At 48.1% G+C, this 25,474-nt stretch carries 27 protein-coding genes and 1 other RNA gene; 9 read left to right on the plus strand and 19 right to left on the minus strand.

From position 1 onward, the window contains the following. The gene (gene pepP / locus P7M01_RS08550) at positions 1 to 1,326 is read right to left on the minus strand and encodes a Xaa-Pro aminopeptidase (RefSeq protein ID WP_317483304.1); all 1,326 of its coding nucleotides are present in this window, start codon (positions 1,324 to 1,326) and stop codon (positions 1 to 3) included. Positions 1,327 to 1,346: 20 nt separating this feature from the next. Next, on the minus strand, positions 1,347 to 1,880 hold the full coding sequence (locus P7M01_RS08555; protein WP_317475978.1) for a UPF0149 family protein: 534 nt from the start codon (positions 1,878 to 1,880) through the stop codon (positions 1,347 to 1,349). A 106-nt stretch (positions 1,881 to 1,986) separates the two neighbouring features. Here P7M01_RS08555 and P7M01_RS08560 point away from each other — a divergent pair, with 106 nt between their 5' ends. The 3 genes from P7M01_RS08560 (at position 1,987) to P7M01_RS08570 (ending at position 3,136) form a co-directional block, all read left to right on the plus strand. Further along, positions 1,987 to 2,310 (plus strand): cell division protein ZapA, encoded by a 324-nt coding sequence (locus P7M01_RS08560; RefSeq protein ID WP_202936113.1) that lies wholly within the window; start codon positions 1,987 to 1,989, stop codon positions 2,308 to 2,310. A 64-nt stretch (positions 2,311 to 2,374) separates the two neighbouring features. Continuing rightward, positions 2,375 to 2,559, plus strand: a non-coding RNA gene (gene ssrS, locus P7M01_RS08565) — 6S RNA. 7 nt (positions 2,560 to 2,566) lie between these two features. Then, positions 2,567 to 3,136, plus strand: coding sequence for a 5-formyltetrahydrofolate cyclo-ligase (locus P7M01_RS08570; protein ID WP_317475979.1), 570 nt, complete (start codon positions 2,567 to 2,569; stop codon positions 3,134 to 3,136). An 82-nt stretch (positions 3,137 to 3,218) separates the two neighbouring features. Here the strand turns inward: P7M01_RS08570 and ispC are convergent, their stop codons facing one another. From ispC to pyrH, 3 genes are all read right to left on the minus strand, one after another. Then, positions 3,219 to 4,406 (minus strand): 1-deoxy-D-xylulose-5-phosphate reductoisomerase, encoded by a 1,188-nt coding sequence (gene ispC / locus P7M01_RS08575; protein ID WP_317483283.1) that lies wholly within the window; start codon positions 4,404 to 4,406, stop codon positions 3,219 to 3,221. Positions 4,407 to 4,510: 104 nt separating this feature from the next. Continuing rightward, positions 4,511 to 5,068 carry a ribosome recycling factor gene (gene frr, locus P7M01_RS08580; RefSeq protein WP_202936116.1) on the minus strand — a complete coding sequence of 186 codons (558 nt, stop codon included), beginning with the start codon at positions 5,066 to 5,068 and terminating at the stop codon, positions 4,511 to 4,513. 30 nt (positions 5,069 to 5,098) lie between these two features. Then, positions 5,099 to 5,812, minus strand: coding sequence for a UMP kinase (gene pyrH / locus P7M01_RS08585; RefSeq protein ID WP_202936117.1), 714 nt, complete (start codon positions 5,810 to 5,812; stop codon positions 5,099 to 5,101). A gap of 132 nt (positions 5,813 to 5,944) precedes the next feature. Here pyrH and P7M01_RS08590 point away from each other — a divergent pair, with 132 nt between their 5' ends. The 5 genes from P7M01_RS08590 (at position 5,945) to menC (ending at position 11,034) form a co-directional block, all read left to right on the plus strand. Further along, positions 5,945 to 7,531 carry a phosphoethanolamine transferase gene (locus P7M01_RS08590; RefSeq protein ID WP_317483284.1) on the plus strand — a complete coding sequence of 529 codons (1,587 nt, stop codon included), beginning with the start codon at positions 5,945 to 5,947 and terminating at the stop codon, positions 7,529 to 7,531. Beyond that, on the plus strand, positions 7,528 to 8,268 hold the full coding sequence (menH, locus tag P7M01_RS08595) for a 2-succinyl-6-hydroxy-2,4-cyclohexadiene-1-carboxylate synthase (protein WP_317483285.1): 741 nt from the start codon (positions 7,528 to 7,530) through the stop codon (positions 8,266 to 8,268). Before P7M01_RS08590 ends, menH begins: the two co-directional genes overlap by 4 nt. Before the next feature lie 75 nt (positions 8,269 to 8,343). Continuing rightward, a complete protein-coding gene (locus P7M01_RS08600) occupies positions 8,344 to 8,889 on the plus strand; it encodes a carboxymuconolactone decarboxylase family protein (protein ID WP_202936119.1) in 546 nt (181 codons plus the stop codon). A gap of 133 nt (positions 8,890 to 9,022) precedes the next feature. After that, positions 9,023 to 9,880: a 1,4-dihydroxy-2-naphthoyl-CoA synthase gene (gene menB / locus P7M01_RS08605; protein ID WP_317475983.1), complete on the plus strand. Its 858-nt coding sequence runs from the start codon at positions 9,023 to 9,025 to the stop codon at positions 9,878 to 9,880. Between the two features lie 161 nt (positions 9,881 to 10,041). Next, a complete protein-coding gene (menC, locus tag P7M01_RS08610; RefSeq protein WP_317483286.1) occupies positions 10,042 to 11,034 on the plus strand; it encodes an o-succinylbenzoate synthase in 993 nt (330 codons plus the stop codon). 81 nt (positions 11,035 to 11,115) lie between these two features. On the opposite strand, the gene fis is transcribed toward menC, so the two are convergent. From fis to hisC, 13 genes are all read right to left on the minus strand, one after another. Continuing rightward, the gene (fis, locus tag P7M01_RS08615; protein WP_012072401.1) at positions 11,116 to 11,415 is read right to left on the minus strand and encodes a DNA-binding transcriptional regulator Fis; all 300 of its coding nucleotides are present in this window, start codon (positions 11,413 to 11,415) and stop codon (positions 11,116 to 11,118) included. Then, positions 11,396 to 12,391, minus strand: coding sequence for a tRNA dihydrouridine synthase DusB (dusB, locus tag P7M01_RS08620; protein ID WP_317483287.1), 996 nt, complete (start codon positions 12,389 to 12,391; stop codon positions 11,396 to 11,398). The genes fis and dusB overlap by 20 nt, the downstream gene beginning before the upstream one ends. 190 nt (positions 12,392 to 12,581) lie before the next feature. Then, complete coding sequence (prmA, locus tag P7M01_RS08625; protein WP_317483288.1) at positions 12,582 to 13,463, minus strand: 50S ribosomal protein L11 methyltransferase; 882 nt, start codon at positions 13,461 to 13,463, stop codon at positions 12,582 to 12,584. A gap of 183 nt (positions 13,464 to 13,646) precedes the next feature. Next, complete coding sequence (gene panF, locus P7M01_RS08630) at positions 13,647 to 15,125, minus strand: sodium/pantothenate symporter (protein WP_317483289.1); 1,479 nt, start codon at positions 15,123 to 15,125, stop codon at positions 13,647 to 13,649. Beyond that, positions 15,122 to 15,433, minus strand: coding sequence for a YhdT family protein (locus tag P7M01_RS08635; RefSeq protein ID WP_317483305.1), 312 nt, complete (start codon positions 15,431 to 15,433; stop codon positions 15,122 to 15,124). The genes panF and P7M01_RS08635 overlap by 4 nt, the downstream gene beginning before the upstream one ends. A gap of 51 nt (positions 15,434 to 15,484) precedes the next feature. Next, complete coding sequence (gene accC, locus P7M01_RS08640; RefSeq protein WP_202936125.1) at positions 15,485 to 16,831, minus strand: acetyl-CoA carboxylase biotin carboxylase subunit; 1,347 nt, start codon at positions 16,829 to 16,831, stop codon at positions 15,485 to 15,487. Positions 16,832 to 16,895: 64 nt separating this feature from the next. Next, positions 16,896 to 17,357 carry an acetyl-CoA carboxylase biotin carboxyl carrier protein gene (gene accB / locus P7M01_RS08645; RefSeq protein WP_317480835.1) on the minus strand — a complete coding sequence of 154 codons (462 nt, stop codon included), beginning with the start codon at positions 17,355 to 17,357 and terminating at the stop codon, positions 16,896 to 16,898. Between the two features lie 171 nt (positions 17,358 to 17,528). Further along, positions 17,529 to 17,978 (minus strand): type II 3-dehydroquinate dehydratase, encoded by a 450-nt coding sequence (aroQ, locus tag P7M01_RS08650; RefSeq protein ID WP_317483290.1) that lies wholly within the window; start codon positions 17,976 to 17,978, stop codon positions 17,529 to 17,531. Between the two features lie 60 nt (positions 17,979 to 18,038). Next, positions 18,039 to 18,788, minus strand: coding sequence for an NAD(+) synthase (nadE, locus tag P7M01_RS08655; protein WP_317483291.1), 750 nt, complete (start codon positions 18,786 to 18,788; stop codon positions 18,039 to 18,041). Further along, positions 18,785 to 20,224, minus strand: coding sequence for a nicotinate phosphoribosyltransferase (locus P7M01_RS08660; RefSeq protein WP_317483292.1), 1,440 nt, complete (start codon positions 20,222 to 20,224; stop codon positions 18,785 to 18,787). Before P7M01_RS08660 ends, nadE begins: the two co-directional genes overlap by 4 nt. A gap of 193 nt (positions 20,225 to 20,417) precedes the next feature. Continuing rightward, a complete protein-coding gene (locus tag P7M01_RS08665; protein WP_202936129.1) occupies positions 20,418 to 21,257 on the minus strand; it encodes a hypothetical protein in 840 nt (279 codons plus the stop codon). A gap of 155 nt (positions 21,258 to 21,412) precedes the next feature. Beyond that, a complete protein-coding gene (gene hisB / locus P7M01_RS08670) occupies positions 21,413 to 22,510 on the minus strand; it encodes a bifunctional histidinol-phosphatase/imidazoleglycerol-phosphate dehydratase HisB (protein WP_317476290.1) in 1,098 nt (365 codons plus the stop codon). Positions 22,511 to 22,686: 176 nt separating this feature from the next. Then, positions 22,687 to 23,739: a histidinol-phosphate transaminase gene (gene hisC / locus P7M01_RS08675; RefSeq protein ID WP_317483293.1), complete on the minus strand. Its 1,053-nt coding sequence runs from the start codon at positions 23,737 to 23,739 to the stop codon at positions 22,687 to 22,689. Between hisC and P7M01_RS08680 the strand changes: the two genes are divergently transcribed. Next, positions 23,732 to 23,986 (plus strand): hypothetical protein, encoded by a 255-nt coding sequence (locus tag P7M01_RS08680; RefSeq protein WP_317486338.1) that lies wholly within the window; start codon positions 23,732 to 23,734, stop codon positions 23,984 to 23,986. The two genes, hisC and P7M01_RS08680, sit on opposite strands and share 8 nt — an antisense overlap. Positions 23,987 to 23,994: 8 nt before the next feature. Here P7M01_RS08680 and hisD read toward each other — a convergent pair whose 3' ends face one another. After that, positions 23,995 to 25,281 carry a histidinol dehydrogenase gene (gene hisD, locus P7M01_RS08685; protein WP_317483294.1) on the minus strand — a complete coding sequence of 429 codons (1,287 nt, stop codon included), beginning with the start codon at positions 25,279 to 25,281 and terminating at the stop codon, positions 23,995 to 23,997. Between the last annotated feature and the right edge of the window lie 193 nt (positions 25,282 to 25,474).

Raw genomic sequence — 25,474 nt, forward strand, 5'->3', positions numbered from 1 at the left:
TTATCGATTTGCCATCAACGCTTCAATATCGTCAATTTCCTTCGGTGCCGCGGCGGTCAGGATTTTATTGCCGTATTCCGTGATTAACACATTATCTTCAATCCGCACGCCGATGCCTTTATATTGTTCCGGCGCATGGGATTTCGGCGAAATATAAAGCCCCGGCTCTACAGTTAACACCATGCCGATTTCCAAAGTGCGGTCGCGTTTTTTCGAGTTTCTGTCGCCGTTTTCATCCGCATTGCTGTAACTGCCCACATCATGCACGTCCAGCCCCAGCCAATGCCCTAAACCGTGCATATAAAATGCGCGATGAGCGTCGGCGGCAATCAATTCGTCCACATCGCCCTGCAAAATACCGAGTTTCACCAAGCCTTCGACTTTAATCCGCACCACTTCATCATTGGCCTGTTGAATGGAATTGCCCGCCACCAATAATTCAATGGCGCGTTTTTGCGCTTTTAAAACGAGTTGATAAATGTCTCGCTGCGGTTGGCTGAACTTGCCGTTTACCGGAAAAGTGCGCGTAATGTCGCCGGCATACATGGCGAATTCGCAGCCGGCGTCAATCAGCACTAAATCGCCGTCTTTCAGCGCCTGATCGTTTTCGCTGTAATGCAAAATACAGGCGTTTTCGCCGCCCGCAACAATCGTGTTATAAGCAGGAAATCTTGCGCCGAAGCGATTAAATTCATGCAGAATTTCGCTTTCAATTTCATATTCGAGCCGATTCGGACGGGTTTCTTTCATGGCGCGAAGATGTCCCAGCGCAGAAATTTGTCCCGCCTGCTGCATTAAACGGATTTCATTTTGCGACTTGAACAGGCGCATTTCGTCCAGCATGGGGCGCCAGCTCAAAACTTCGCTAAAATCGCCCGCACTTTTCTCCAGCAACGCGTCGCCCCAGGTTTGAACGCCTGCGGCGTAATAGAGTTTATCCGTATTTTCCGTCATTTCGGTGAAACGGGAAGTCAACTCATCAATCGCATAAGCCTGATCCGTCATCAGCGCATTCGGCGCATTTTGTACGCCTAAACGACGTCCGTTCCAGGTTTCCAGCAACGGATCATTCGGACGCAGGAAAAGTGCGGTCAGATTTTGCTGATTTTTTTTCACCAGCAACAAGGCCGCATCGGGCTCGTTAAAACCGGTGAGATACCAAAAATAGCTGTCCTGACGAAACGGATAAGTGCAGTCATTATTACGGATTTGTTCGCGTGCGGAAAAAATAACCGCTGCGGAATTATCCGCCATTTTCGCAAACAATTTGGCCCGGCGCGCCGCAAACTCCTCTTTCGGCAACGCCGCCATATAAGCTAAATCCATCATCGCTCCTTATTATCGGCTTAATCCATTTCGTGTACGCTCTTGAAATGGCTGTGGAATAAATAAGCGATTCCGCGCAGATAGGCAACGATGTCTTCCAAAGAATCCAGCAACTCCGCTTCGTCATCGTCTTCATCGTAGCCCAATTGACAGATTTTGTGTAAATCCGCAATCGTATCGCCAATAACTCCGCGCATTTTGCTGATTTTCGGACGCGCCAGCCCGACACCGAGCAAGAAATGATTCGCCCAATCGCACACGGCTTCCGCTCTCACATCCAGCTTATATTCTTCCGGCAACAATAATTGGAATTTAAACGCATCGCTGTCCCGCAGTTTGCCGCGGAAATCCGCATACATGGCATCCAGTTCTTCCATTAATTCCGCCGGATAAGCGTGGTTGTCGTTGGTAATTTGATAAAGTAAAGCATGCCATTTTTGCCGATCACGTATGCCGCCGGCAAACAAACCGGTCAGAAAGCCGTGTAATTCGGTGGGTGAAACGGCGATCCCCGCCGCTTTAAGTTTTTGATTTAAAATTGAATATTCCGCCATATGAAACGTCCTGTTATGATAGTCTGCGTCATTCTAACAGATAATTTATGACGAAAATATTTCTCTGTGGCATAATAACGAAAAATTTCAACCCTATGGTGAAAATATGGCATTAAAACCAATTGAATTGAACTTTTTAGGTCAGGTTGTGCGCTTAAACGCACCGGAAGAGCAGCATAACGATTTGCGCGAAGCGGCAAAAGAACTGGACAAACGGGTTTCGGAAATGAAAGATCGGATGCAAACCGTGCAGGTTGAGCGCGCGGTGCACGTCGTGGCATTAAACCTTTGTTTCGAGTTGCTTTCGGAGAAACGTAAAACCCAATCCACCGAGCAAATTCTGCAAAATCAGATTCGACAATTGAGCCATTCATTGGAAAATATTGCGGCGCGCTCAACAAATCAGCAACCGACTTACGAAATCCAATAAATTGGGTTAAATTTACAATTTGAACTGGTCAATTTTAGATTTTTCAGTTACTATTATTTTCAAAGATTACCTGAGATGTTCGCCAGCGGGTTACGTCCCTGAGCCGATACTTACATACTTCGAGTTGGTTCTCTATATTGTTGGTGCGCAGGCTTAGTTTTACTAAGAAGCCTAAAAACGATTACAACCGACTCCCTTGAACCGTCGGGTTCAAGGACCGACCACCCACAACGGCATCTCGGGACCTAAACACAATATGAAATCCATTTCCGAACGCCGTTCTCAACTTCGTCAGCAAATCAGAAAAACTCGACAAAATCTGACCGCACTTGATCAAATCCGCGCGGCCCAGACCGTGACGCAAAAAGCCTTAAACTTGGTTGCCGAGCGCCATGCCGAGCATATTGCCGTTTATCTTTCCTTTGACGGCGAAATTAACACCCGACCGTTAACCGAAGCCCTTTGGGCGCAGCATAAAAATGTCTATTTACCGGTATTACATCCGTTTTGCAAAGGGCATATGCTATTCCTGCATTACACGCCGGAAACGGAGCTGATTCCCAATGAATTCGGTATTCCGGAACCGCCTTTGAATGTGAAAAATATTTTACCGATTCACCGCTTAGATATTATTTTCACCCCGTTAGTGGCATTCGACAAGCAAGGAAACCGCCTTGGAATGGGCGGCGGTTTTTACGATCGTACTCTGCAGGATTGGCATTATCAGCATTTCATTCCCGTAGGATTGGCACATCAATGTCAGCAAGTGGATAAACTGCCGACCGAAAGCTGGGATATTCCATTATTTGATATTTTAGTCGGGTGAACATGGAAACGGACGTTACGCCCGTCTTTTCCCGATAGCGTTTATGATCGGAGACAGAAATAATCCCTGTCTCCGCCGCAAATTACAGCAAGGATTTCGCTAATTCGCGCGCCCGGCGATCCACTTCCAACACATCGTCCACACAGGAAATCCGTTGCGGCGGCATCGCTTCCACCGCTTTAGCATTCACTTTCGCGATATCGGTAAACTTAATCCGACGATGCAAAAATGCGTCCACCGCAATTTCGTTCGCCGCATTCATTGCCGTGGTGGCATATTGGCCGGCGGCAAAAGCGTCCATCGCCAGCTTCAGATTAGGATAGCGATTAAAATCCGGCTGCAGGAAAGTTAAACCGTTTAATTGATAAAAATCCAGCGACGCCACGCCGGAAACAATCCGGTTTGGATAAGCCATGGTTTCCGCAATCGGGGTTCGCATATCGGGATTGCCCATCTGCGCGACCACCGAACCGTCAATGTAACGCACCATGGAATGAATGATGGACTGCGGATGAATAATCACCTCCATCTCGTCCGCACCGGCATTAAACAGCCAACGCGCCTCGATATATTCCAGCCCTTTGTTCATCATGGTGGCGCTGTCCACGGAAATTTTTTTGCCCATGGACCAATTCGGATGGGCTACCGCCTGTTCCGGCGTGATGCCGTCGAACTCTCTTAAATCCGTATAACGAAACGGACCGCCGGAACCGGTCAGCACAATTTTGCTGACGCCCAATTCGGACAACGGGCAAAATCCGATTTTCTGCTGCGCTTGCGGCGGTAAAGACTGGAAAATCGCATTATGTTCGCTGTCCACCGGCAATAATTGCGCACCGTGTTTTTTCACCGCATCGATAAAAATCTGTCCGCACGTCACCAGACTTTCCTTATTCGCCAACAACACACGCTTACCCGCCTGCACTGCCGAAAGGGTCGGTAACAGCCCGGCAGCGCCGACAATCGCCGCCATGACTTGATCCGCTTCAGGATGCGCCGCCAGTTCGCAAACGGCTTTTTGCCCGCTTAACACTTGCGTTTTACAACCAAGTGCGGTCAATTTTTGGCGTAAATTTTTAGCCGCGTTTTCATCGTCTAACGCCGCAAATTCCGGTTGAAATTTTACGCACTGCTCAGCCATTAAATCCGCATTGCGTCCGCCGGCTAAGGCGAACGCGCGATATTTTTCGGGATTACGTTCGATGACGGAAAGAGTGCTGGTGCCGATAGAACCGGTTGAACCCAAGATGACCAAGTTTTGTTTTTTCATAACCAATCCGTAGGGTTTGCTAACCCGCCGTTTTTATACAAAAAAACGCAGAAAACTCTGCGTCTGTTTCGGTGGACTCAAACCGCCCACCGCCAATATTCGGATTAGAAATCCATCAATTCTTTTTCTTTATCCGCCAGCACTTCATCCACTTTTTTCACGAAGCTGTCGGTCAGTTTTTGAATTTCTTCTTCCGCTTTACGCTGTTCGTTTTCGCTGATTTCTTTGTCTTTCAACAGCGCTTTGATTTTCTCGTTGGCATCGCGGCGCACATTACGAACCGCCACTTTACCCTGTTCGCCTTCGCCTTTGACCAATTTGATTAAATCACGGCGGCGTTCTTCCGTTAACGGCGGAAGCGGCACGCGAATGGTCGTTCCCGCAGACGACGGATTCAAACCCAAATCGGAAGTTAAAATCGCTTTTTCCACGGCGCTGATTAATGAACGGTCAAATACGGTCACCGCTAACGTACGAGCGTCTTCCGCCACCACGTTGGCCAATTGACGCAACGGTGTCGCCGCACCGTAATAATCCACCTGAATAGCGTCCAATAAAGACGGTTGCGCGCGTCCCGTACGGATTTTAGAGATATGACCTTTTAAAGCTTCTAGACTTTTTTCCATGCGCTCCTGCGCGTCTTTTTTAATTTCGTTGATCATGGTTTTTCCTTTATCTGTGAAATTCATCAATTAAGAAATAATGGTGCCTTCGGTTAAGCCGGTCACCACTTCGCGCAATGCGCCCGGTTTGCCCATATTGAACACGCGAATCGGCATATTGTGGTCGCGCGCTAACGTAAACGCCGCTAAATCCATCACTTTCAATTCATGTTCAATCACGTCCGCATAACTTAATGTGTTGAACAATTTCGCATTCGGGTTCTTCGCCGGATCGCAATCATAAACGCCGTCCACTTTAGTGGCTTTCAGCACCACATCCGCTTCGATTTCAATTCCGCGCAGACAAGCGGCGGAATCCGTGGTGAAAAACGGGCTGCCGGTACCGCCGGAGAAAATCACCACGCGCTTTTCCCGTAACATTTTGATCGCTTCCGACCAGTTGTAAGTGTCGCAAATTCCGTTTAACTGGAACGCCGACATCAATTTCGCATTAACATCCGCACGGTGCAAAGCGTCGCGCATCGCCAGGCCGTTCATCACGGTTGCCAGCATCCCCATGTGGTCGCCCACTACGCGGTTCATGCCGGCTTTTGCCAATTTCGCGCCGCGGAACAGGTTGCCGCCGCCTAAAACAACGCCCACTTCCACGCCCATGGCGATTAACTCTTTAATTTCCAATGCCATTCTGTCCAAGATGGAAGGATCGATACCAAACCCTTCGGCGCCCTGCAGTGCTTCACCGCTTAATTTTAAAAGAATTCGTTTGTAAATCGGATTGCTCATTTTCTTACTCCGGCTAGAATATTGGACATAAAATTGCCGTCATTATAATGTAACTTCACGCAACAACCAATAGAACGAATCAGAAAAATTCGGTAAAATCTGACCGCACTTTTAGCAAAGAAGGAATATTTTGTGCTAACCCGATTAATTAATAGATACGTTTCGAAACCATTAGCCAAGCAAATTTTAGCGGCGATATTAGCCTTGGTTTGCATCATTTTTGCCAGCCGTTTAATGTTAATCGGCTCCGGTTTTTTCGTCCGCCCGACCGTGAAACAAACGCTGTTAATGGCGGTTTTGTTCATTATTTTTAACGCCTCGAAAAAACTGTTTTGGTTCGTCGCATTTCCCTTTGCTTTGCTGCACGCTTTATATGCGCCGATCGGTTTAACCTTCGGACCGCCGTCTTATCAATATATCGCATCGGTATTCGCCACGGATTTACTGGAAAGCAAAGAATTTCTGTCGCAACTGCCGTTGGTTAATTTCACTTATCCGGTGGCAATTGTTGCGCTGTTATGGCTGTTTCGTTCGCTCACCCAAACGTTTCATCTGCATTTTTACAAAAACAAAATGTTTCTTGCCGCGGTCGCCGTTTTTTTAATCTGGGGCTCCGCGCCGTTAAAATTTGTGACCGAAACCTATGATGCGGGCGTGAAAGTTCAGGACGAATTAACCCGTCTGAACGGTTTGGCGATTGAAAGCAAATGGGGAAAATCCGATCTATCTGACGCGAAATACGACGATTATGTATTGATTATCGGCGAAAGTGCGCGAAAAGACTATCTTCACGCCTATGGCTATCCGGTCAATAATACGCCGTTTATGAGCACCGCCAAAGGCACGCTTATCGACGGCTTCACCGCCGGCGGCACCAACACCATTGCGTCGCTCAAATTAATGTTAACCAAGCCCGACACCAAAAACTGGGAAGGCAATTATTCCCTCAACCTGATTGATTTAATCAAATCCGCCGGCGTGAAAACTTATTGGATTTCCAATCAAGGCTATTTGGGCGAATTCGACACCCCGATTTCCGCCATCGCCAATAAAAGCGACGTCAAAATTTTCCTGAAATCCGGCGACAGCTTAAATTCCAACACCAGCGATTTCGATCTGTTACCGAAATTCGCACAGGTTATCGAACAACCGGCGGCGGGAAAACGCTTCATCGTGCTGCATTTATACGGCTCGCACCCGATTACTTGCGACCGCCTCAGCGATTACGAAAAAATTTATAACGATTACCAAATCGACGAAAAATATTACAACGTCAACTGCTACGTTTCTTCGATGAAGAAAACCGACGAAGTGCTGAAACGCGTTTACGGCGAACTGGTAAAAAACTATGAAAAATCTCACCGCACTTTTTCGATGATTTACTTCTCCGATCATGGTTTGGCGCAGCATGAAACGGAAACCGGCGTGGACATTCACAACAGCGCGGGCAAAAGCAAACGTCATTACGACATTCCGCTGTTCAAAATTTCCAGTGACGACACCCAACGCCATGTGTACAAGGTGTTCAAATCCGGTTTGAATTTCACCGACGACATCGCCAAATGGATGGGAATCAGCAACCCGCAGCTTAATCCGAACGCGGATTTATTCTCCGATCGAGCGGATCCCGACGATTACGGCTTAAAAGCGGAAATCGAAAAAATTACGGCGCCGGATGATCCCGCCATTGTGATTCCAGAAAAAAAGACGACCGAATGAATTTCATCTTTCTGCACGGCTTGCTCGGCACCAAAAACGATTGGCAAGCCGTGATCGACAGACTGCCGAACCAACGTTGCCTCGCGTTGGATTTACCGTTTCACGGTGAAGCCAAAGGGGTTTCCGTGCAAAATTTCGAAGAAACCTGCGCATATTTGTCGCAGCAAATCCGAAGTGCGGTCAAAAACGAGCCGTTTTTTCTGGCGGGTTATTCCCTCGGCGGTCGTATCGCGTTGTATTACGCGCTGCAATATCAAGGCATGAAAGGCAATTTACAGGGTTTGATTTTAGAAGGCGCGAATCTCGGTTTAACCGATGAAAAGGAAAAAGCCGACCGTTGGCTGAATGATGAAAAATGGGCGACAAAATTTCGTCTTGAGCCGCCTGAAATCGTGCTCAACGATTGGTACCGGCAACCGGTTTTCGCGCACTTAACCGACGCCGAACGCGACGCGTTAATTCAAAAACGCGCGCCGAATTGCGGCGAAAATATCGCTAACATGCTACTTGCCACATCCCTTGCCAAACAGCCTTATTTCGGTGATAAAGTGCGGGCAAAAAATTCGACGTTTTTTTATTTTGCGGGCGAACGCGATACCAAATTCCGGCAAATCGCAGCGGCGCATCAACTCAATGTTCGCCTGATTCCCCAAGCCGGCCATAATGCGCATTCAGAAAATCCCGCCGAATTTGCAATGCGGTTATATGATATTCGGAATTTATCTAAAAAAGCGTAAAAATCCGGTCGTCAAAACAATAAAATTTCATTATGATTTGGCGGAAATTTTATCGTTTTTAAAAGGAAAGTTATTATGTCTCAATTTCAAATTCATACTATCGAAAGCGCGCCGGAAGCCTCTAAAAATGCTCTCGAAGCCGTAAAAAACGCCAACGGTTTTATTCCCAACTTAATCGGCGTATTGGCAAACTCGCCCGTCGCACTGGAAACTTATCGGACCGTCGGTGCGATCAACGGTCGCAACAGTTTAACGCCAGAAGAACGCGAAGTGGTACAAATTACGGCCGCGGTGGTGAACGGTTGCGGATTTTGCGTGGCGGGGCACAGTAAAATCGCGTTAAAACTGCTGAAAATGCCGCAGGAAACGGTGAATGCCATCCGTGCTACGGCGCGTATCGACGCGGACAATAAATTGGACACTTTAGCGCGCTTCACCATGACCGTTATTGTGCAAAAAGCCAAATTATCGCCCGCGCAATTAGCGGAATTTTTCGCCGCCGGTTATAACCGACAAAACGCCATCGACGTTATTTTAGGGGTGAGCCTTGCCACGTTGTGTAACTATGTGAACAATATCGCCGAAACGCCGATTAACCCTGAATTGCAGGATTTCGCCTAATTCTATCCGTATTCACACCACAAACGGCATATTCCGAAATCGGAAATATGCCGTTTTCTTCAGCGTCGCGCTTTAGCCCCGCCAAAACTTCCGCTATAATGACCGCACTTTTCATTAACTCAAAGGACTTACCATGTTATATCCAAGCGAAGAATTTCTATACGCGCCGGTGGAATGGGTCGACCATAGCGACGGTTACAGCGACATTCGTTATCACAAATCCAAAGACGGTATTGCCAAAATCACCATTAACCGCCCGCAAGTGCGTAATGCGTTCCGCCCGCAAACCGTAAAAGAAATGATTCACGCCTTCTCCGACGCTCGTTTCGACGAAAAAATCGGTGTTATTGTGTTAACCGGTGAAGGCGAATACGCATTCTGCGCCGGCGGCGATCAAAAAATCCGCGGCGACTACGGCGGCTACAAAGACGACAGCGGCGTTCACCACTTAAACGTGCTGGATTTTCAACGCGATATCCGCACCTGTCCGAAACCGGTTGTGGCCATGGTGGCCGGTTATGCGGTGGGCGGCGGCCATGTTTTACACATGATGTGCGATTTAACCATCGCGGCGGATAACGCCAAATTCGGGCAAACCGGCCCGAAAGTGGGTTCATTCGACGGCGGCTGGGGCGCCAGCTATATGGCGCGGATCGTGGGGCAGAAAAAAGCCCGCGAAATCTGGTTCTTATGCCGCATGTACGACGCCCAAGAAGCCCTGGATATGGGCTTGGTCAACACCGTGGTGCCTTACGCGGATTTAGAAAAAGAAACCGTACGCTGGTGCCGCGAAATGTTGCAAAACAGCCCGATTGCTTTGCGCTGCCTGAAAGCCGCATTGAACGCGGACTGCGACGGTCAGGCCGGCTTGCAGGAATTAGCGGGCAACGCCACCATGTTGTTCTACATGACGGAAGAAGGCCAGGAAGGACGCAACGCCTTCAACCAGAAACGCGAACCGGATTTCAGCAAATTCCGTCGCAATCCTTAATCGTTCTGCCAAAGTGCGGTCAAAAAACGTCGAGAATTTTATACGTAATCGCCGGTGCGATTACTTATGGCTTCGCCACCGTTGACAAAGCCAACGTTCAAAAAACGTTGCTTTTTTTGACCGCACTTTTTCTGTTTTTAACTCCATTGTGAGCAGAAATTATGACTATTCGAGAATATCATCTTTATCGCTACGCCATTCCCGTCGACAGCCAACTGATTTTGCGCAACCGCTTTTTAAAACGGCGGGAAGGGTTGCTGGTACAAATTAAATGCAAAGAAAACGAAGGCTGGGGCGAAATCGCGCCGCTGCCCGAATACAGCCGGGAAACGCTGGAACAGGCGCAGCAACAGGCGACGCAATGGCTAAAAGATTGGGACGCCGCGCGCAGCCGCAATGAAAAACTCGCCTTTGACGGCTTATATCCGTCGGTGGCATTCGGTTTAAGCTGTGCGTTGGCGGAAATGAAAGGCGCATTGCAAGCGGAAGGCAATTATCAAGCGGCTCCGTTGTGTTACGGCGATCCCGACGAGCTTTACGAACCCTTGGATCAAATGCAAGGCGAAAAGGTCGCCAAAATTAAAGTGGGCATGTACGAAGCCAACCGCGACGGCATGATCGCCGACATGCTATTGGAAGCCATTCCCGATCTTCACTTGCGCTTAGACGCCAACCGCAGCTGGACGCCGGCAAAAGCGGCCATGTTCGCCAAATACGTTAAACCGGAACACCGCCCGCGCATTCAGTTTTTGGAAGAACCCTGCAAAACCCGCGAAGAAAGCCGCCGGTTTGCCGCCGAAACGGGCATCAATATCGCCTGGGACGAATCGGTGCGCGAACCGGATTTCGATGTGATTGCCGAGCCGCATGTCAGCGCCATTGTGATTAAGCCGACGTTGATAGGTTCTCTGGAAAAATGCGTGTCGCTCATTGAAAAAGCGCAAAGTTTCGGCATGAAAGCGGTGATCAGTTCTTCGCTCGAAAGCAGTTTCGGCTTAACTCAGCTTGCCCGCATTGCGCGCCAATATACGCCGGATGTCACGCCGGGCCTGGATACGCTGGATTTAATGGAATATCAAGTGGTGCGCCCATGGCAGGGTTCGGATTTACCGTTAATCGGTCTGGACTCCGAATTCGTCACTCAAATTTTCTAGCGAATTTTACCTTTCACAAAACAAAAGTGCGGTGAAATTTCACCGCACTTTTATCGTTTCATCCGTAATTTTGCCGTTTTATCAGCTCATTCCGTATTTTTTCAGCTTTTTACGCAATGTACCGCGATTCACGCCTAACATTAACGCGGCGCGCGTTTGATTGCCGCGGGTATATTGCATAACCATATCCAACATCGGGTGTTCGACTTCCGATAACACTAATTCGTAAAGATCCGTCGCGTCTTCACCGTCTAATTGGGCGAAATAATTTTTTAACGCCTGCTTAACCGATTCACGCAGCGGCTTGTTAGTGACTTGTGATTGAGAATTTAGCACTGAAACAATTAATGCTTCAGCCGGATTACGCTGTTGTTCTAACATTCTGGTTTCCTTTGCGAACTAAATTAAAAAATTTTTCGAGTGCGATTAACTGTTCTTTGGCGTCAGTAATCGCATTGAAAGTTTGTCTAAAATCGGAATTATATTGAATTCCCTGTAAATACCAAGCGACATGTTTGCGAGCGATGCGATAACCTTTTTGTTCGCCATAAAACCGATGCAATTCAGAAATATGACGCAAAATTTGACCGCACTTTTCGTCTATGCCCGGTTCCGCAACGGTCGAACCGTTTTCGATTAAGCCCGCCACAGATCGGAAAATCCAGGGCCGACCCAATGCGCCGCGGCCGATCATAACGGCATCCGCTCCCGTGTACGCCAAAACCCATCCCGCTTTTTCCGCGGATATAATATCGCCGTTGGCAATCACGGGAATGGATACCCGCTCTTTTACCGCCTTAATGTTGTCATATTCGGCTTCGCCTTCAAACAGACATTCGCGCGTCCGACCGTGAACGGTTAACGCCTGAATTCCGCACTGTTCGGCAATTTTGGCAATCTCTAAGCAATTGCGGTGCGCCCGATCCCAGCCCGTACGAATCTTTAATGTAACGGGCACTTCCACGGCATTCACCACCGCGCTTAGAATATCACGAATCAGATCGGGAAACCGTAACAGGGCGGACCCCGCCAGTTTTCTGTTCACCTTCTTCGCCGGACAACCCATATTGATATCAATAATCTGAGCGCCGTATTCCACATTGATGCGCGCCGCCTGCGCCATTTCCTGCGGATCAGAGCCCGCAATCTGCACGGCCTTAATTCCCGCCTCTTCATGGTGCGCCAAACGCAGTTTTGATTTTTCCGTATGCCACAGTTGCGGGTTGGTCGACATCATTTCCGAAAAAGTTAAACCGGCGCCGTATTCTGCGCACAGTTTACGAAAAGGTTGATCGGTAATGCCTGCCATCGGTGCCAATAAAACACGATTTTTAAGCTGATAATCGCCTATTCGCATGCTTTATGACCTCCGCGATTCCCCTACAATGATACAGAAAAAAGAAACCGAACATTTTGCAATGTCCGGCTATCACAACCGATAAGGGCGTGTATCATACGCATTTTTTGCCCCTTTGAAAAGAGTAAAAATTAAACAAAACTGACAAAATATGACATTTTTATCATTGACATTTTCGTTTCAATCGGTATCACGCCAGTTTGCCGGTGATTCGACACCATTCTTCGCGGACCGCAACCGGTTGCAGCTCGAATGTTTGCGCATAAGCTTCGCAAACCGACGTCGCCTGCGTTTCCAGAATGCCGGACAAACCGAGATCGCCGTTCGGTTTCACCAACCGGCTGATGACGGGATACAGATCTTTCAACGGACCGGCAAGAATATTGGCCACCACCACATCCGCCTGCAAATCCGCCGGTTTTTCGTCGGATAAAAATAACTGCAGGCGATCCGCCACGCCGTTGGCTTCCGCATTATTTCGGCTGGCAAGAATCGCTTGCGGGTCGATATCGATACCGACGGCATGTTTGGCGCCCAATTTCAGTGCGGCAATCGCCAAAATACCGGAACCGCAGCCAAAATCGATCACCGTTTTACCGGTTAAATCCAGCCCGTCCAACCATTCCAGACACAACGCGGTAGTCGGATGGGTGCCGGTGCCGAAAGCCAAACCGGGATCCAGCATCACATTCACCGCTTTGGGATCCGGAATGTCGCGCCAGCTCGGACAAATCCACAAGCGCTTGCCGAACCGCATCGGGTGAAAATTATCCATCCATTCCCGCTCCCAGTCCTTATCTTCGATTTGCTCTATTTTGTAAGCAAAACCGTCCTCTAACAAACCGCTTTGCCGAAGTGCGGTCAAAATCGGCTGCATTTCTGTTTCCGCATCGAACAGCGCAATCACGTCCGTATTGCCCCACAAGCGCGTTTCGCCGGGCAGCGGCTCGAAAATCGGCGTGTCCTGGCTGTCCATGAAGGTGACGGAAACCGAACCGAGCGCCTCCAAAAGATCACTGATTGCTTCGGCTTGTTCGTTAGTACTGTTAAGGCGGATTTGAATCCAGGCCATGTTATTTATCCTTTTGTTTTTCCTTCAAAGTGCGGTCACAAAAAGCAGCGCTTTTTGAACGTTGGCTTTNNGATTACGCATAAAATTTTAGCACAGTTTTTGGCATATTGCCTGTGAAACCGCCCGAACACCGCAACGGGATATTCCGCCGAAAAAATACAGTCAAATTTGACCGCACTTTTCTTACCGGGTTTTACGCCCTAATCGATTTCCGATTAAGAATGCGATTAAGCCCCACACCAAGGACGGCACAATTTCATGGAATTTGCCGAATAATTTGACGCTTTCCGTCAAATACCGGAACGACGGGTTTAAGGCGGTTAAATCCACGCCTTTCATTTGAGTCAGAAAAATGTAAACGCCTAAACCGACGATCATGGAACTGAGCGCGCCGGCGGCGTTGGCTTTGTCCCAGTAAATGCCGAGCACAATCACCCACAAAAATGCGGCTTCCAGCCCGCCGAAAGCGAATAAATTCAGCCAGATAATCATATCCGGCGGATTTAATGCCGCCCAAATCAATAAAACGGTGATGGTTAACGTAATCAGCGAGGAAAACCGACTAATCCGCTTCTGATTGGTGGCCGCTTCGGGTTTCGCCGATAAATACAGATCTTTCACGAAAATCGCCGAAGATTGAATCAGTTGCGCATCAATGGTGGACATAATCGCCGACATGGGAGCGGCAAGGAAAATTCCCGCCACCAGGGGCGAAAGCACTTGCAGCATTAACGACGGAATCACTTGATCGGGAACCGTTAAATCCGGTACCACGGCACGCCCCAATGCGCCCGCAAGATGCATGCCGAGCATAATTACGGTTAATATCACCGTACCGATCAGCATGCCGCCGTGCAAGGCTTTGCTGTCTTTGAACGCCATGCAACGCACGGCGGTGTGCGGCAGGCCCACTACGCCGAAGCACACCAATACCCAAAAGGACGCCATAAACTGAAATCCCAGCATGTCGTTCGGTCCGTAAGGACTGACTAAGTACGGATCGATTTCCGTCAGTTTTGCGATCGCACTTTCTACGCCGCCCGCCGCATAAATCACGGCGCCAAGCAACACCAGCGTACCCAAAATCATCACCGTGCCCTGAATGGTATCCGTCAACACGACCGCACGAAAACCGCCGATAAAAGTGTAAATTCCCACGGTGGCGGCGAAAATCAATAAAGCCTGCGTGTAAGAAATGCCGATAGTGGTTTCCAACAAGCGCGCGCCGCCGATAAATTGCGCCATCATCGCGGCGAAAAAAGCGATTAACAGCGCAATACTGGCAATCCATACCAGCCAGCGGCTTTTGTAGCGATAAAACAATAAATCGCTGATCGTCAACGCGTTGGTTTCCCGGGAAAGCAGCGCGAATTTTTTTCCCAACGCGCCCAAAGCCAGCCACACCGCCGGCACCTGAATCATGGAAAGCAACACCCAGCCCAGGCCGTATTTGTAAGCGGCGCCCGGTCCGCCCACAAAGGAACTGGCACTGGCGTAAGTGGAAGCCGTGGTCATAGCGAGCACCAAGCCGGTCATCGAACGGTTGCCTACATAATATTCCGTTAAAAAATCGCCTTTCGACCGTTTAATGTAAGCATACAATGCCGCACCGAATACAAAAACGAGGTAAATGATCAAAGGAAGAATAATGCCCAAATTCATTTTTCAGTTTTCTCCGCAGATTCCGTCGCCGAATGCGCTAAAGTGCGGGCGATTTTTGCCGAGTTTTTCGGTTCGATTTCAAGATCCATATCCTGATAAACAATCTTCACCAACCAATAAGCCATCACCAAAAATAAGACGGGCAAATAAATACAGGACAACTCAAACCATAGCGGAAAACCGAGCGGACCGCTTCCACCTTCCGGCAAATAGGCACACAAACACCAACCGATTAAATACAGCACGGTCAACAGCAATGCCCAGCGGGCTTCCTTGGCGGCTTGTCCGTAACGTTGTTGCAAATTCATTTTCATTTTTCACCTTCACACAAAAAATGGAGCATAAGCTCCATTTTGTCATTAATCGGCAAGGCCCAGTTTCTTCTCAAGATAATGAATATTGGTGCCGCCTTTCTGGAAATTTTTATCTTCCATAATCAGATTGTGCAGCGGAATATTGGTTTTAAGCCCTTCGATAATGGTTTCCGACAACGCATTCTGCATGCGACGGATGGCGCTTTCGCGGGTATCGCCGTATGTAATCAGTTTCGCAATCATCGAATCATAATGCGGTGGCACGGTGTAACCGCCGTAAATGTGGGAATCCCAACGCACGCCCAGACCGCCCGGCGCGTGTAAATGCACCACTTTACCCGGCGACGGCAGGAAGGTTTTCGGATCTTCCGCATTAATACGGCATTCAATGGCGTGGCCTTTCACTTTAATGTCTTCCTGTTTAAAAGACAACGGCAAGCCCGACGCTACGCGTAACTGTTCTTTCACCAAATCCACACCGGTGATCATTTCCGTCACCGGATGTTCAACCTGAATACGGGTATTCATTTCAATAAAATAGAATTCGCCGTTTTCATACAGAAATTCGAAGGTACCGGCGCCGCGATAACCGATTTCCACGCAAGCCTTCGCGCAACGGGAACCGATGTCGCGACGGACTTCTTCCGTAATACCCGGTGCCGGCGCTTCTTCCACCACTTTTTGGTGACGACGCTGCATCGAACAGTCGCGTTCCGCCAAATACACCGCATTACCGTGCGTATCGGCAATCACCTGAATTTCCACATGACGCGGGTTTTCCAGGTATTTTTCCATGTAAACCATGTCGTTGTTGAACGCCGCTTTCGCTTCCGCTTTGGTCATGGCAATGCTTTCTTCCAGACTGTCCGCATCCCGTACCACGCGCATACCGCGACCGCCACCGCCGCCGGAAGCTTTAATGATCACCGGAAAGCCGATACGTTTGGCGATTTCTTTATTTTTCGCCATATCCGTCCCTAAAGGACCATCGGAACCCGGTACGCAAGGCACGCCGGCTTTCTTCATAGCATTAATGGCAGACACTTTGTCGCCCATTAAACGAATCACGTCCGCCGTCGGTCCGATGAAGGTAAAGCCGGAACGTTCGACCTGTTCGGCAAAATCCGCATTTTCGGATAAAAAACCGTAACCCGGGTGAATGGCATCCGCGCCGGTCACTTCCGCCGCCGCAATAATCGCCGGCACATTTAAATAGCTTTTTACCGATGGTGCAGGGCCGATACAAACGGTTTCATCCGCCAGCAACACGTGTTTCAAATCACGGTCCGCCGTGGAATGCACGGCAACGGTTTTAATACCCATTTCTTTACATGCACGCAAAATACGCAATGCAATTTCACCACGGTTGGCAATAACCACTTTTTCTAACATAAGATTATTCCAATTCGAAAATTTATGAGATAAAAATAGTGGGCAAGTCTGCCCACCCTACAAATTATTCAATAACGATTAACGGCTCGTCGAATTCTACCGCATCGCCATCGTTAACTAAAATCGCTTTCACCACGCCCGCTTTATCGGCTTCAATGCGGTTCATCATTTTCATCGCTTCGACAATGCAAAGCGCGTCGCCGACTTTCACGGATTGTCCGACTTCAACGAAGGCTTTCGCTTCCGGGCTCGGACTGCGGTAGAAGGTTCCCACCATCGGAGAACGAATCACGTGTCCGGATAATTCCGGCGCAGCGGCAGGCGCAACAGCAGCCGGTGCGGAAGCGGCGGCAACAGGCGCCGCTACGGGAGCCGGTGCGGCGGCCGGAACGGTGTATTGAACGGAACTTGGTGCGGCGGAACCACGACTGATGCGAACCGATTCTTCGCCTTCGGAAATTTCCAATTCCATAATGCCTGATTCTTCAACTAATTCGATTAATTTTTTAATTTTACGAATATCCATTGCCATAATTTGTTTTCCTGGTTGAGAGATAAAAAGATCCCGCACTTTCGGCGCGCTTTTCAAGCCGAAAGTGCGGTCAAAATAAATTCTGTTTTTTTACGCCCGCAAGATTACCTTAAAATAATTCGTTTTGCGACTATTTTCTACAAATTTGTCGATATTTAACGAAATTCACGCGTTTTTCGCTAAAAATTCGGCGGCGAATATCAAGGCGCATTCATAACCTTTTGCCCCCAATCCGCAAATCACGCCTTCCGCCGCATCGCTGAAATAAGAATGGTGACGGAACGGCTCGCGTTTATGAATATTCGACAAATGCACTTCGACGAAAGGAATCGACACCGCCAATAATGCGTCGCGCAACGCAACGCTGGTGTGCGTAAAGGCGGCGGGATTGATGATAATGAAATCGACTTTTTGGAAGCTGTCGTGAATTTTGTCAATAAGTTTTTCTTCGCTGTTGCTTTGAAAACATTCCAAATTCAGACCGCACTTTTCCGCCAACGCCCGGGCATTGGCTTCGATTGCCGCTAACGAAAGCGAACCGTAATGTTTTGGTTCGCGCGCCCCCAACATGTTCAGATTGGGGCCGTTTAATAATAAAACTTTAGGTGATGACATATGGGCTCCTTTTAACGGCAACGGATTATAACGTATTTCATGCAACGGGTGGTTGTACCTTTAATCGATTTCATCCGGCGATTTCGGCTTCGGCGGCAGCATGCGTTTGTGGTGAGAACGGTTATGCCAGAATCGAATCCGTTCTAATGCCTGCGGGCTGACGGTTTCACCGCGCAAATAGGCATCGATTTCCGCATAAGTGACGCCCATTTCGCCTTCGTCCGTTTGTCCCGCCCACAAACCGGCGCTCGGTTTTTTCGCCAGCACGGTTTGCGGTACGCCGAGATAACGCCCGAGTTCAAACACCTGTTCTTTGCGCAATCCCGCTAAAGGCAATACGTCCGCCGCGCCGTCGCCGAATTTAGTGAAGTAACCCGTCAATATTTCGGCGGCATTATCCGTGCCTAACACGATGGAACGATGACTTTGCGCGGCGGTAAACAGCGCGATCATTCGTAAACGCGCCATCAGATTGCCTCTTAACACATTAACGCGTTCGGGTTCCGCATGTAACGCGGGGGAAAGTTGCTGCATGATTAAATCGTACCAAGGCGCGATGGAAATGATTTGCCCGCTGATTCCTGCGCTTTCCAGCGTGGCTTGAGCGTCCGCCACATCGATCGGGTCGGTCACTTCTGCGGGCAAAATTAAAGCCTGCACGGGAGCGCCGGTCCGCGCCAACAAATGCGCACAAACGGCACTGTCAATGCCGCCGCTGACCCCCAGGGTATAACCGTCCATACCGTAAAGTTCGGTGCGCTGAGTTTCCAGCCATTGAATTAAATAATCCGCATATGCTGCCGTTTTCATGATTTTTTCCCCGAATGCCGTTCAATCAGATGTTGTTTTAAGGTCCATAAATTCTGCGACAAATCCACATAATAACCGTGCGGTTTTTCCAGACGGCGCACTTCATTCCATAAAGATTCCAGTTCCCGCCGGCAATAAGCGCGGCTTTCCGCTAAGCTTGGCGCGGGACGCCGTCTTTCGCCCTGTTCGAACCATTGCTGCAATTTCTGTTCCGCTACAAAATCCGTCACCCATTTGGTTTTCCAGGTATACTCAGGATCAAACAGCATGTAAGGTTTACCGTTATCAATAATTTCATCATGCAAAGTAATCACGTCGGCAATGGCTTTGCGGTTTTGATCATATAACCGCCACAAATTTTTAAATCCCGGTGTGGTGGTTTTCTGCAGGGTTTCACTGAGTTTAATTTTCGGAATAAGTCGCCCGTCTTTTTCCAATGCTACAATTTTGTACACGCCGCCGAAAACCGGTTCGCTTTTGGCTGTAATCAAACGTTCTCCTACGCCGAAACTGTCAATCTTCGCCCCTTGCAACAGCAAATCTTTAATCAGATATTCATCCAAGGAATTGGAAACAGTGATTTTGGTTTCCGTGAGCCCCGCCGCATCCAACATTTCCCGGGCCCGAATACTCAAATACGCTAAGTCTCCGCTATCAATACGGATACCTTTTAATTTGTAGCCCCGAGGCGCCAGATATTCTTGATGCACTCGGATTGCGTTAGGAATACCCTGATGCAGCGTATCGTAAGTATCCACCAGCAACACTGTGTTATCGGGATAAGTTTCGGCATATTGCAGAAAAGCCTCGTATTCGCTATCGAAACTTTGTACGTAAGCATGGGCCATGGTGCCCAATGCGGGAATCCCGCAAGTAAAATCGCTATACACATTGGAAGTGCCGTCCACACCCGCGATATAAGCCGCCCGCGCGCCAAAATGCGCCGCATCCGCGCCATGCGCCCGACGCGCGCCAAATTCCAACACACCGCGCCCCTGCGCGACACTCACTATACGTGCCGCTTTGGTGGCAATCAGCGTTTGATGATTCAGCGTCAGTAACAAAAACGCTTCAATCAGGGTGCAATCAATAATCGGCGCCCGCACAATCAGCAACGGCTCGTTCGGAAATACAACGCTTCCCTCTTGCACCGCCCACACATCGCCGCGAAAATGAAAACGGCGCAAATAATCCAGAAAACCGGCGGAAAAAATATGTTTTTGTTGCAAAAATTCAATTTCTCGCTCGGAAAAATGCAGATTCTCAAGATAATCCAGCACCTGTTCCAATCCGGCAAACACCGCATAACCGCCCTCGTCCGGAACTTTCCGGAAAAAATAGTCAAAATAGGCAATTTCATCTTGTCTGCCCTGTTCAAAATAACTGTTTGCCATAGTCAGAGCATAAAAATCCATCAATAACGCGCTGTTTTGCATAATGCCTCCCGATTCGATGAGCAACACATTTCTCGTGTTGCATACAGGCTACATTAAACGCCTTTACAGTGAGTTATTCAAGTTATTTTGTAGCAAATAGATAAAATAAAAAACTTTACAAATTTTGACCGCACTTTTGCGCATTGTTATAAAAACAGGCGCGTACAATCTGTGTTGATAAGGAAACGTTTAGTTATTTGAATAATTCTATTAAACTTAAAAGACCAATAATAATCCCAATAATAGTAAATCTGGTATTCAATTTATCCTGCTTGGCTTGATACCGATTATCTAATTCGGCTTTTTCCTTCTCAGCTTCCAAGTTCAAAATGTAATGTACATTAGATAATTGCCCTAATAATTCATTGGATGAAACATTAACATCGAGCGCTTTATCAATACATTTCCATGTCTCGGTTAAACTTGTATTTTTACTTAAAACAGGTTGATGAAAGAAAAACATAGAATTAAATTTAGCCGCTTCAATATATAACTCGTTTAATTCATCAATATTACAATCATGGCAATTTATTTTTTCCGCCAATTTATTGGCTATAAATTCAATAGCGCCTAAATAAGCATATGCTAAAGATTGTAAAATAATATGTCGTTCAAACTGTTCTCGTTGCCCGTCCAATTTACTGAAAAAGGATATTCCTTTGCCGTCAATGTGACTGTAGTGAGAAGGATATTCCGTAAAATCCGTAATCTTTAAAGATTTATTCTCTCGTACTGAACTTGAAAGAATTTCTGCATCGTTATTATTAAAATCATCTTTTCCAATTATCAAACTCGATGTTGATAAACATAACTCTCTACGAAATAAATTCTTACTGATTAAAAATGACTGTTCGTAGTTTTTCCCTACAAAAAACTTAAGTATCCAATCATTATTTACATCCCGTTTGAATTGGCAATTATTTAGTAGAATCTCTCGCAGAAATTTTATTTTTCCGCCAATTATCAAGTCGTCCAATTCATTTGTAGACGGATTGGTTTCTAATTTATAAATTTTATAAATAATATGAGTCATATTTCCCTAAAAACTTCACAAATTCTATACGTAATAATCGCCAATGCGATCACTTATGGCTTCGCCACCATTGGCAAAACCAACGTTCAAAAAACGTTGCAAATTTTAACCGCACTTTTAGCATTTCGGGCGGGGATAAACCCCGCCCCTACGTATTATAATACGCCTTTCGAACTTGGCATTGCATCCCCTTCTACACGAATCGCTTGTCTTAAGGTTCTGCCGAAAACTTTAAACAGGCTCTCGATTTTGTGGTGATCGTTGTCGCCGGTGGCTTTTAGATGCAGCGTGGCAAGCATGCTGAACGCCAGCGATTGGAAGAAATGCTCGGTCAATTCGGTGCTGAAATCGCCTACTTTGTCACGTTTGAACTTGGCGTTGAATTTGATCCACGGTCTGCCCGATAAGTCCAACGCACATTCGGCGCGGCATTCGTCCATCGGTAAGACAAAGCCGAAACGTTGGATGCCACGTTTATCGCCGACGGCCTGTTTTAACGCCGTGCCTAAGGCCAAGGCGGTGTCTTCCACCGTATGATGTTCGTCGATCCACAAATCGCCTTTACATTGCACGTTCATGCGGAAACCGCCGTGAGTGGCGATTTGATCCAGCATATGGTTGAAAAAACCCACGCCCGTGTCGATTTCGTTCATGCCGGCTTCATCCAGCCACAGTTCCACTTTGATGTCCGTTTCTTTGGTTTTGCGTTCCACAACCGCGTGACGGGGCGCCCGATCCGCCGCCGGATTCGCCACCGCTTCATTCAATAACTTTTCTGCAATCAAATCCCAACCTAATGATTCCGGATTGTATTGCAATGCGCGAATGCCTAAATTCTGTGCGAGCTGCACGTCCGTCGGGCGGTCGCCGATCACAAAGCTGGTTTGAGGATCAAACAGTTTTTTGTCGATATATTTTTTCAGCAATTTGGTTTTCGGTTTGCGACATTGGCAGTTGTCTTCCGGCTTGTGCGGACAAATCAAAATATCATCAAATTCAATACCTTGCGAACGAAACACATCCAACATCGCATTGTGCGGTTTGTCAAAATTTTCCTTTGGGAACGAGCTTGTGCCCAATCCGTCCTGATTCGACACCATCACAAAGCGGAATTTGTTCTTCAATTTGAGCAACGCCGGAATCACGTTGCGTTCAAATTTAAGTTTTTCCAGGCTATCGATTTGAAAATCGGTTTTCGGCTCGTCAATCAGCGTGCCGTCGCGGTCGATGAATAAAATTGGTTGTTGTGTCATGTTGTGTCCTTGTAAAACGGGCTCTCCGGCCATTATCAACGAATGTAAAGTGCGGTCACAAAAAGCAACGCTTTTTGAACGTTGGCTTTGCCAACGGTGGCGAAGCCATAAGTAATCGCACCGGCGATTACGCATAAAATTTTTAAATGTTTTGGGCGAGCAAGCCCGCTTTATGCTTATACGGCTTTAATCGCTTCTATGGTTTTCTCCAGCTCGGCTTGGGTGCCGATAGTTATCCGAATACAATTCTGCAATCCCAACGCTTTGTGCTGATCGCGTAGAATAATGCCTTTTCCCCACAAAGCCTTAAAGACTTTTTCGCCGTCTTGGAATTTCACCAATACGTAATTGGATTCGCTTTCGAACACTTTTTCTACAATTTCGATAGCGTTTAATTGCGCAATCAGCCAAGCGCGGTCGGTTAAAACGGAATCAACCCGTTGCCGCATTTGCGCTAATCCCTGCGGCTGTAAGGCTTGAGCGGCGATGTCGGAAACCGGTGTCGGCAGCGGATATGGGGCGATGACTTTTTGCAACACGGCAATTAATTCGGGATTGGCAAGGGTGAAACCGCACCGCAAACCCGCCAGCGCAAACGCCTTGGAAAGAGTGCGAATAACCGCTAAGTGCGGGTAATTTTTCAGTTGTTTTACTATCGAGCTTGCCGGGCAAAATTCAATGTAAGCTTCGTCCACCACCACAATGGCTTTGTTTGCCGTCATCTCTAATAAACGTTGTAAATCCGCCGGATTTAACACATTTCCCGTCGGATTATTCGGGCTGCAAACAAACACCACTTTCACGCCCGTTAAATTTTTCTCGATTTCGGGCAAATCCAATTGAAATTCCGCGGTTAACGGCACGATTTTAGCGGTGATGCCTAAGGTTTCCGCGCTTACCGCGTACATGCCGTAAGTGGGCGGGCAATAAAGAACGCTGTCATCGGATTCGCAGAACGCTTTAATCAGCAATTCAATGCTTTCGTCGCCGCCGCGGGTCACAATCACGTTTTCAGGTTGCACGCCGGCGTAAGCTGCGTATCCTTTCACCACGGCTTCGGGTTGCGGTTCGGGATAACGGTTAAAAATGCGCTCGGAAAGGTTAAAATCCGGCGAAACCGGGTATTCGTTGGCGTTCAGCCACACATCGCCGTTACCGCCCAATCGACGAGCGGATTGATACGGTGTTAAGGCTTGGACGTTTTTTCGGGAAAGTTGTGAAATGGTCATATTTTTTTCCTGTGTTGTCTTCGCAGCAGCGGATTTTATCCGCCGACCGCACAATATCCGTATTTTCGGGCGAACGCATAGCCCGCCTTACATTTCTTTTCTTTATAAGCGATCGAATTGGGTAAAAACTTTGCAAATTTTATGCGTAATCGCCGGTGCGATTACTTATGGCTCCGCCACCGTTGGCAAAGCCAACGTTCAAAAAGCGTTGCTTTTTGTGACCGCACTTTATTCAAAATCTTTGTAGGAACGCCGCTATTTCAATTTTTCAAGGCGAACGCTCACCGCCTGTTTATGCGCATCCAGCCGTTCCGCCGCCGCCATCACTTCCACGGTTTTAGCCAAATCTTTAAAGCCTTGCGGACTGAGTTCCTGTACGGTCATTCGTTTGCTGAAATCCGCCAGACCGAGGCTGGACGAAGTTCGGGTATAGCCGTAAGTCGGCAACACGTGGTTTGTGCCGCTGGCGTAATCGCCCATGCTTTCCGGCGAATAAGCGCCTAAGAAAATGGAACCGGCATTGTCGATATCCGGCAATAAATCACGGGCGTTTTGCACTTGCACCACCAAATGTTCCGGCGCATATTCATTACTGATTTCAACGCATTGACGCAAACTTTCGGCGATAAAAATACGGCTGTGAGATAGCGCTTTTTGCGCGATTTCAGAGCGCGGCAAGGCAGCCAGCTGGCGTTCGAGGGCAAATTCCGTTTCCAGCGCCAATCGTTCGCTTGGCGTCACCAAAATCACTTGGCTGTCGGCGCCGTGCTCCGCCTGAGAAAGCAAATCGCTCGCCACAAAATCCGGATCGGCATTTTCATCGGCAATCACCAACACTTCCGACGGCCCCGCCTGCATATCAATGGCCGCGCCGTTCACCGCCTGGCTTACCTGGCGTTTCGCTTCCGTCACAAAGGCGTTGCCCGGCCCGAAAATTTTATCCACTTTTGGCACGGTTTCCGTGCCGAACGCCATCGCAACGACAGCCTGCGCACCGCCTACCGCATAAACAGTTTCCACTCCGCAGAGTTCCGCCGCATAGAGGATCGCGTCCGCAATCGGCGGCGGCGAACAAAGCACGATTTTTTTACAACCTGCGATTTTAGCGGGAATCGCAAGCATTAATACGGTAGAGAACAAAGGCGCGGAGCCGCCGGGAATATATAATCCCACGCGATTAATCGGACGCGTCAACACCTGGCAACGCACGCCAGCTTGGGTTTCCACATCCACCTCGACGGGAACCTGGGCAAAATGAAAAGCTTCGATATTTTTCTTTGCATTTTGAATGGCTTGTTTGAGTTCCGCCGGTAAGCGTTGAGCCGCCTCCTCAATTTGCTGTTTAGAAATCACCAAACTATTCAATTTTACTCTATCGAATTTTTCCGAAAGCTCGAATAGCGCTTTATCGCCGTTTGCCAGCACATTTTCACGAATGGCATCCACCGCCTCTTTAATATTGCCCGCCGCAGAGATCGCAGGACGAGTAAGCGCTTCCTTTCGCTGCGGTTCGGTTAAATCTTTCCAGATTAAAGTTTGCATATTTTCCTCCGTTATTCTATTTCTATAAAATCGTCTCTTTACGAAAGCGAAACCTTTTCTTCATTCGCTTCTTTTGTAAGAGGGCAAGGGGAGATTTTACCGTTCTTTCACCCAACACTATTTCCTGCAAACATCCGAACGCCGTCGGAGCGATTCCTTTCGAGGCTAACAGCGATCGTTTTTCAGTTTTTGT

Origin of the sequence: Exercitatus varius (assembly GCF_029577735.1) — a bacterium.
GTDB classification, from domain to species: Bacteria; Pseudomonadota; Gammaproteobacteria; order Enterobacterales; family Pasteurellaceae; genus Exercitatus; species Exercitatus varius.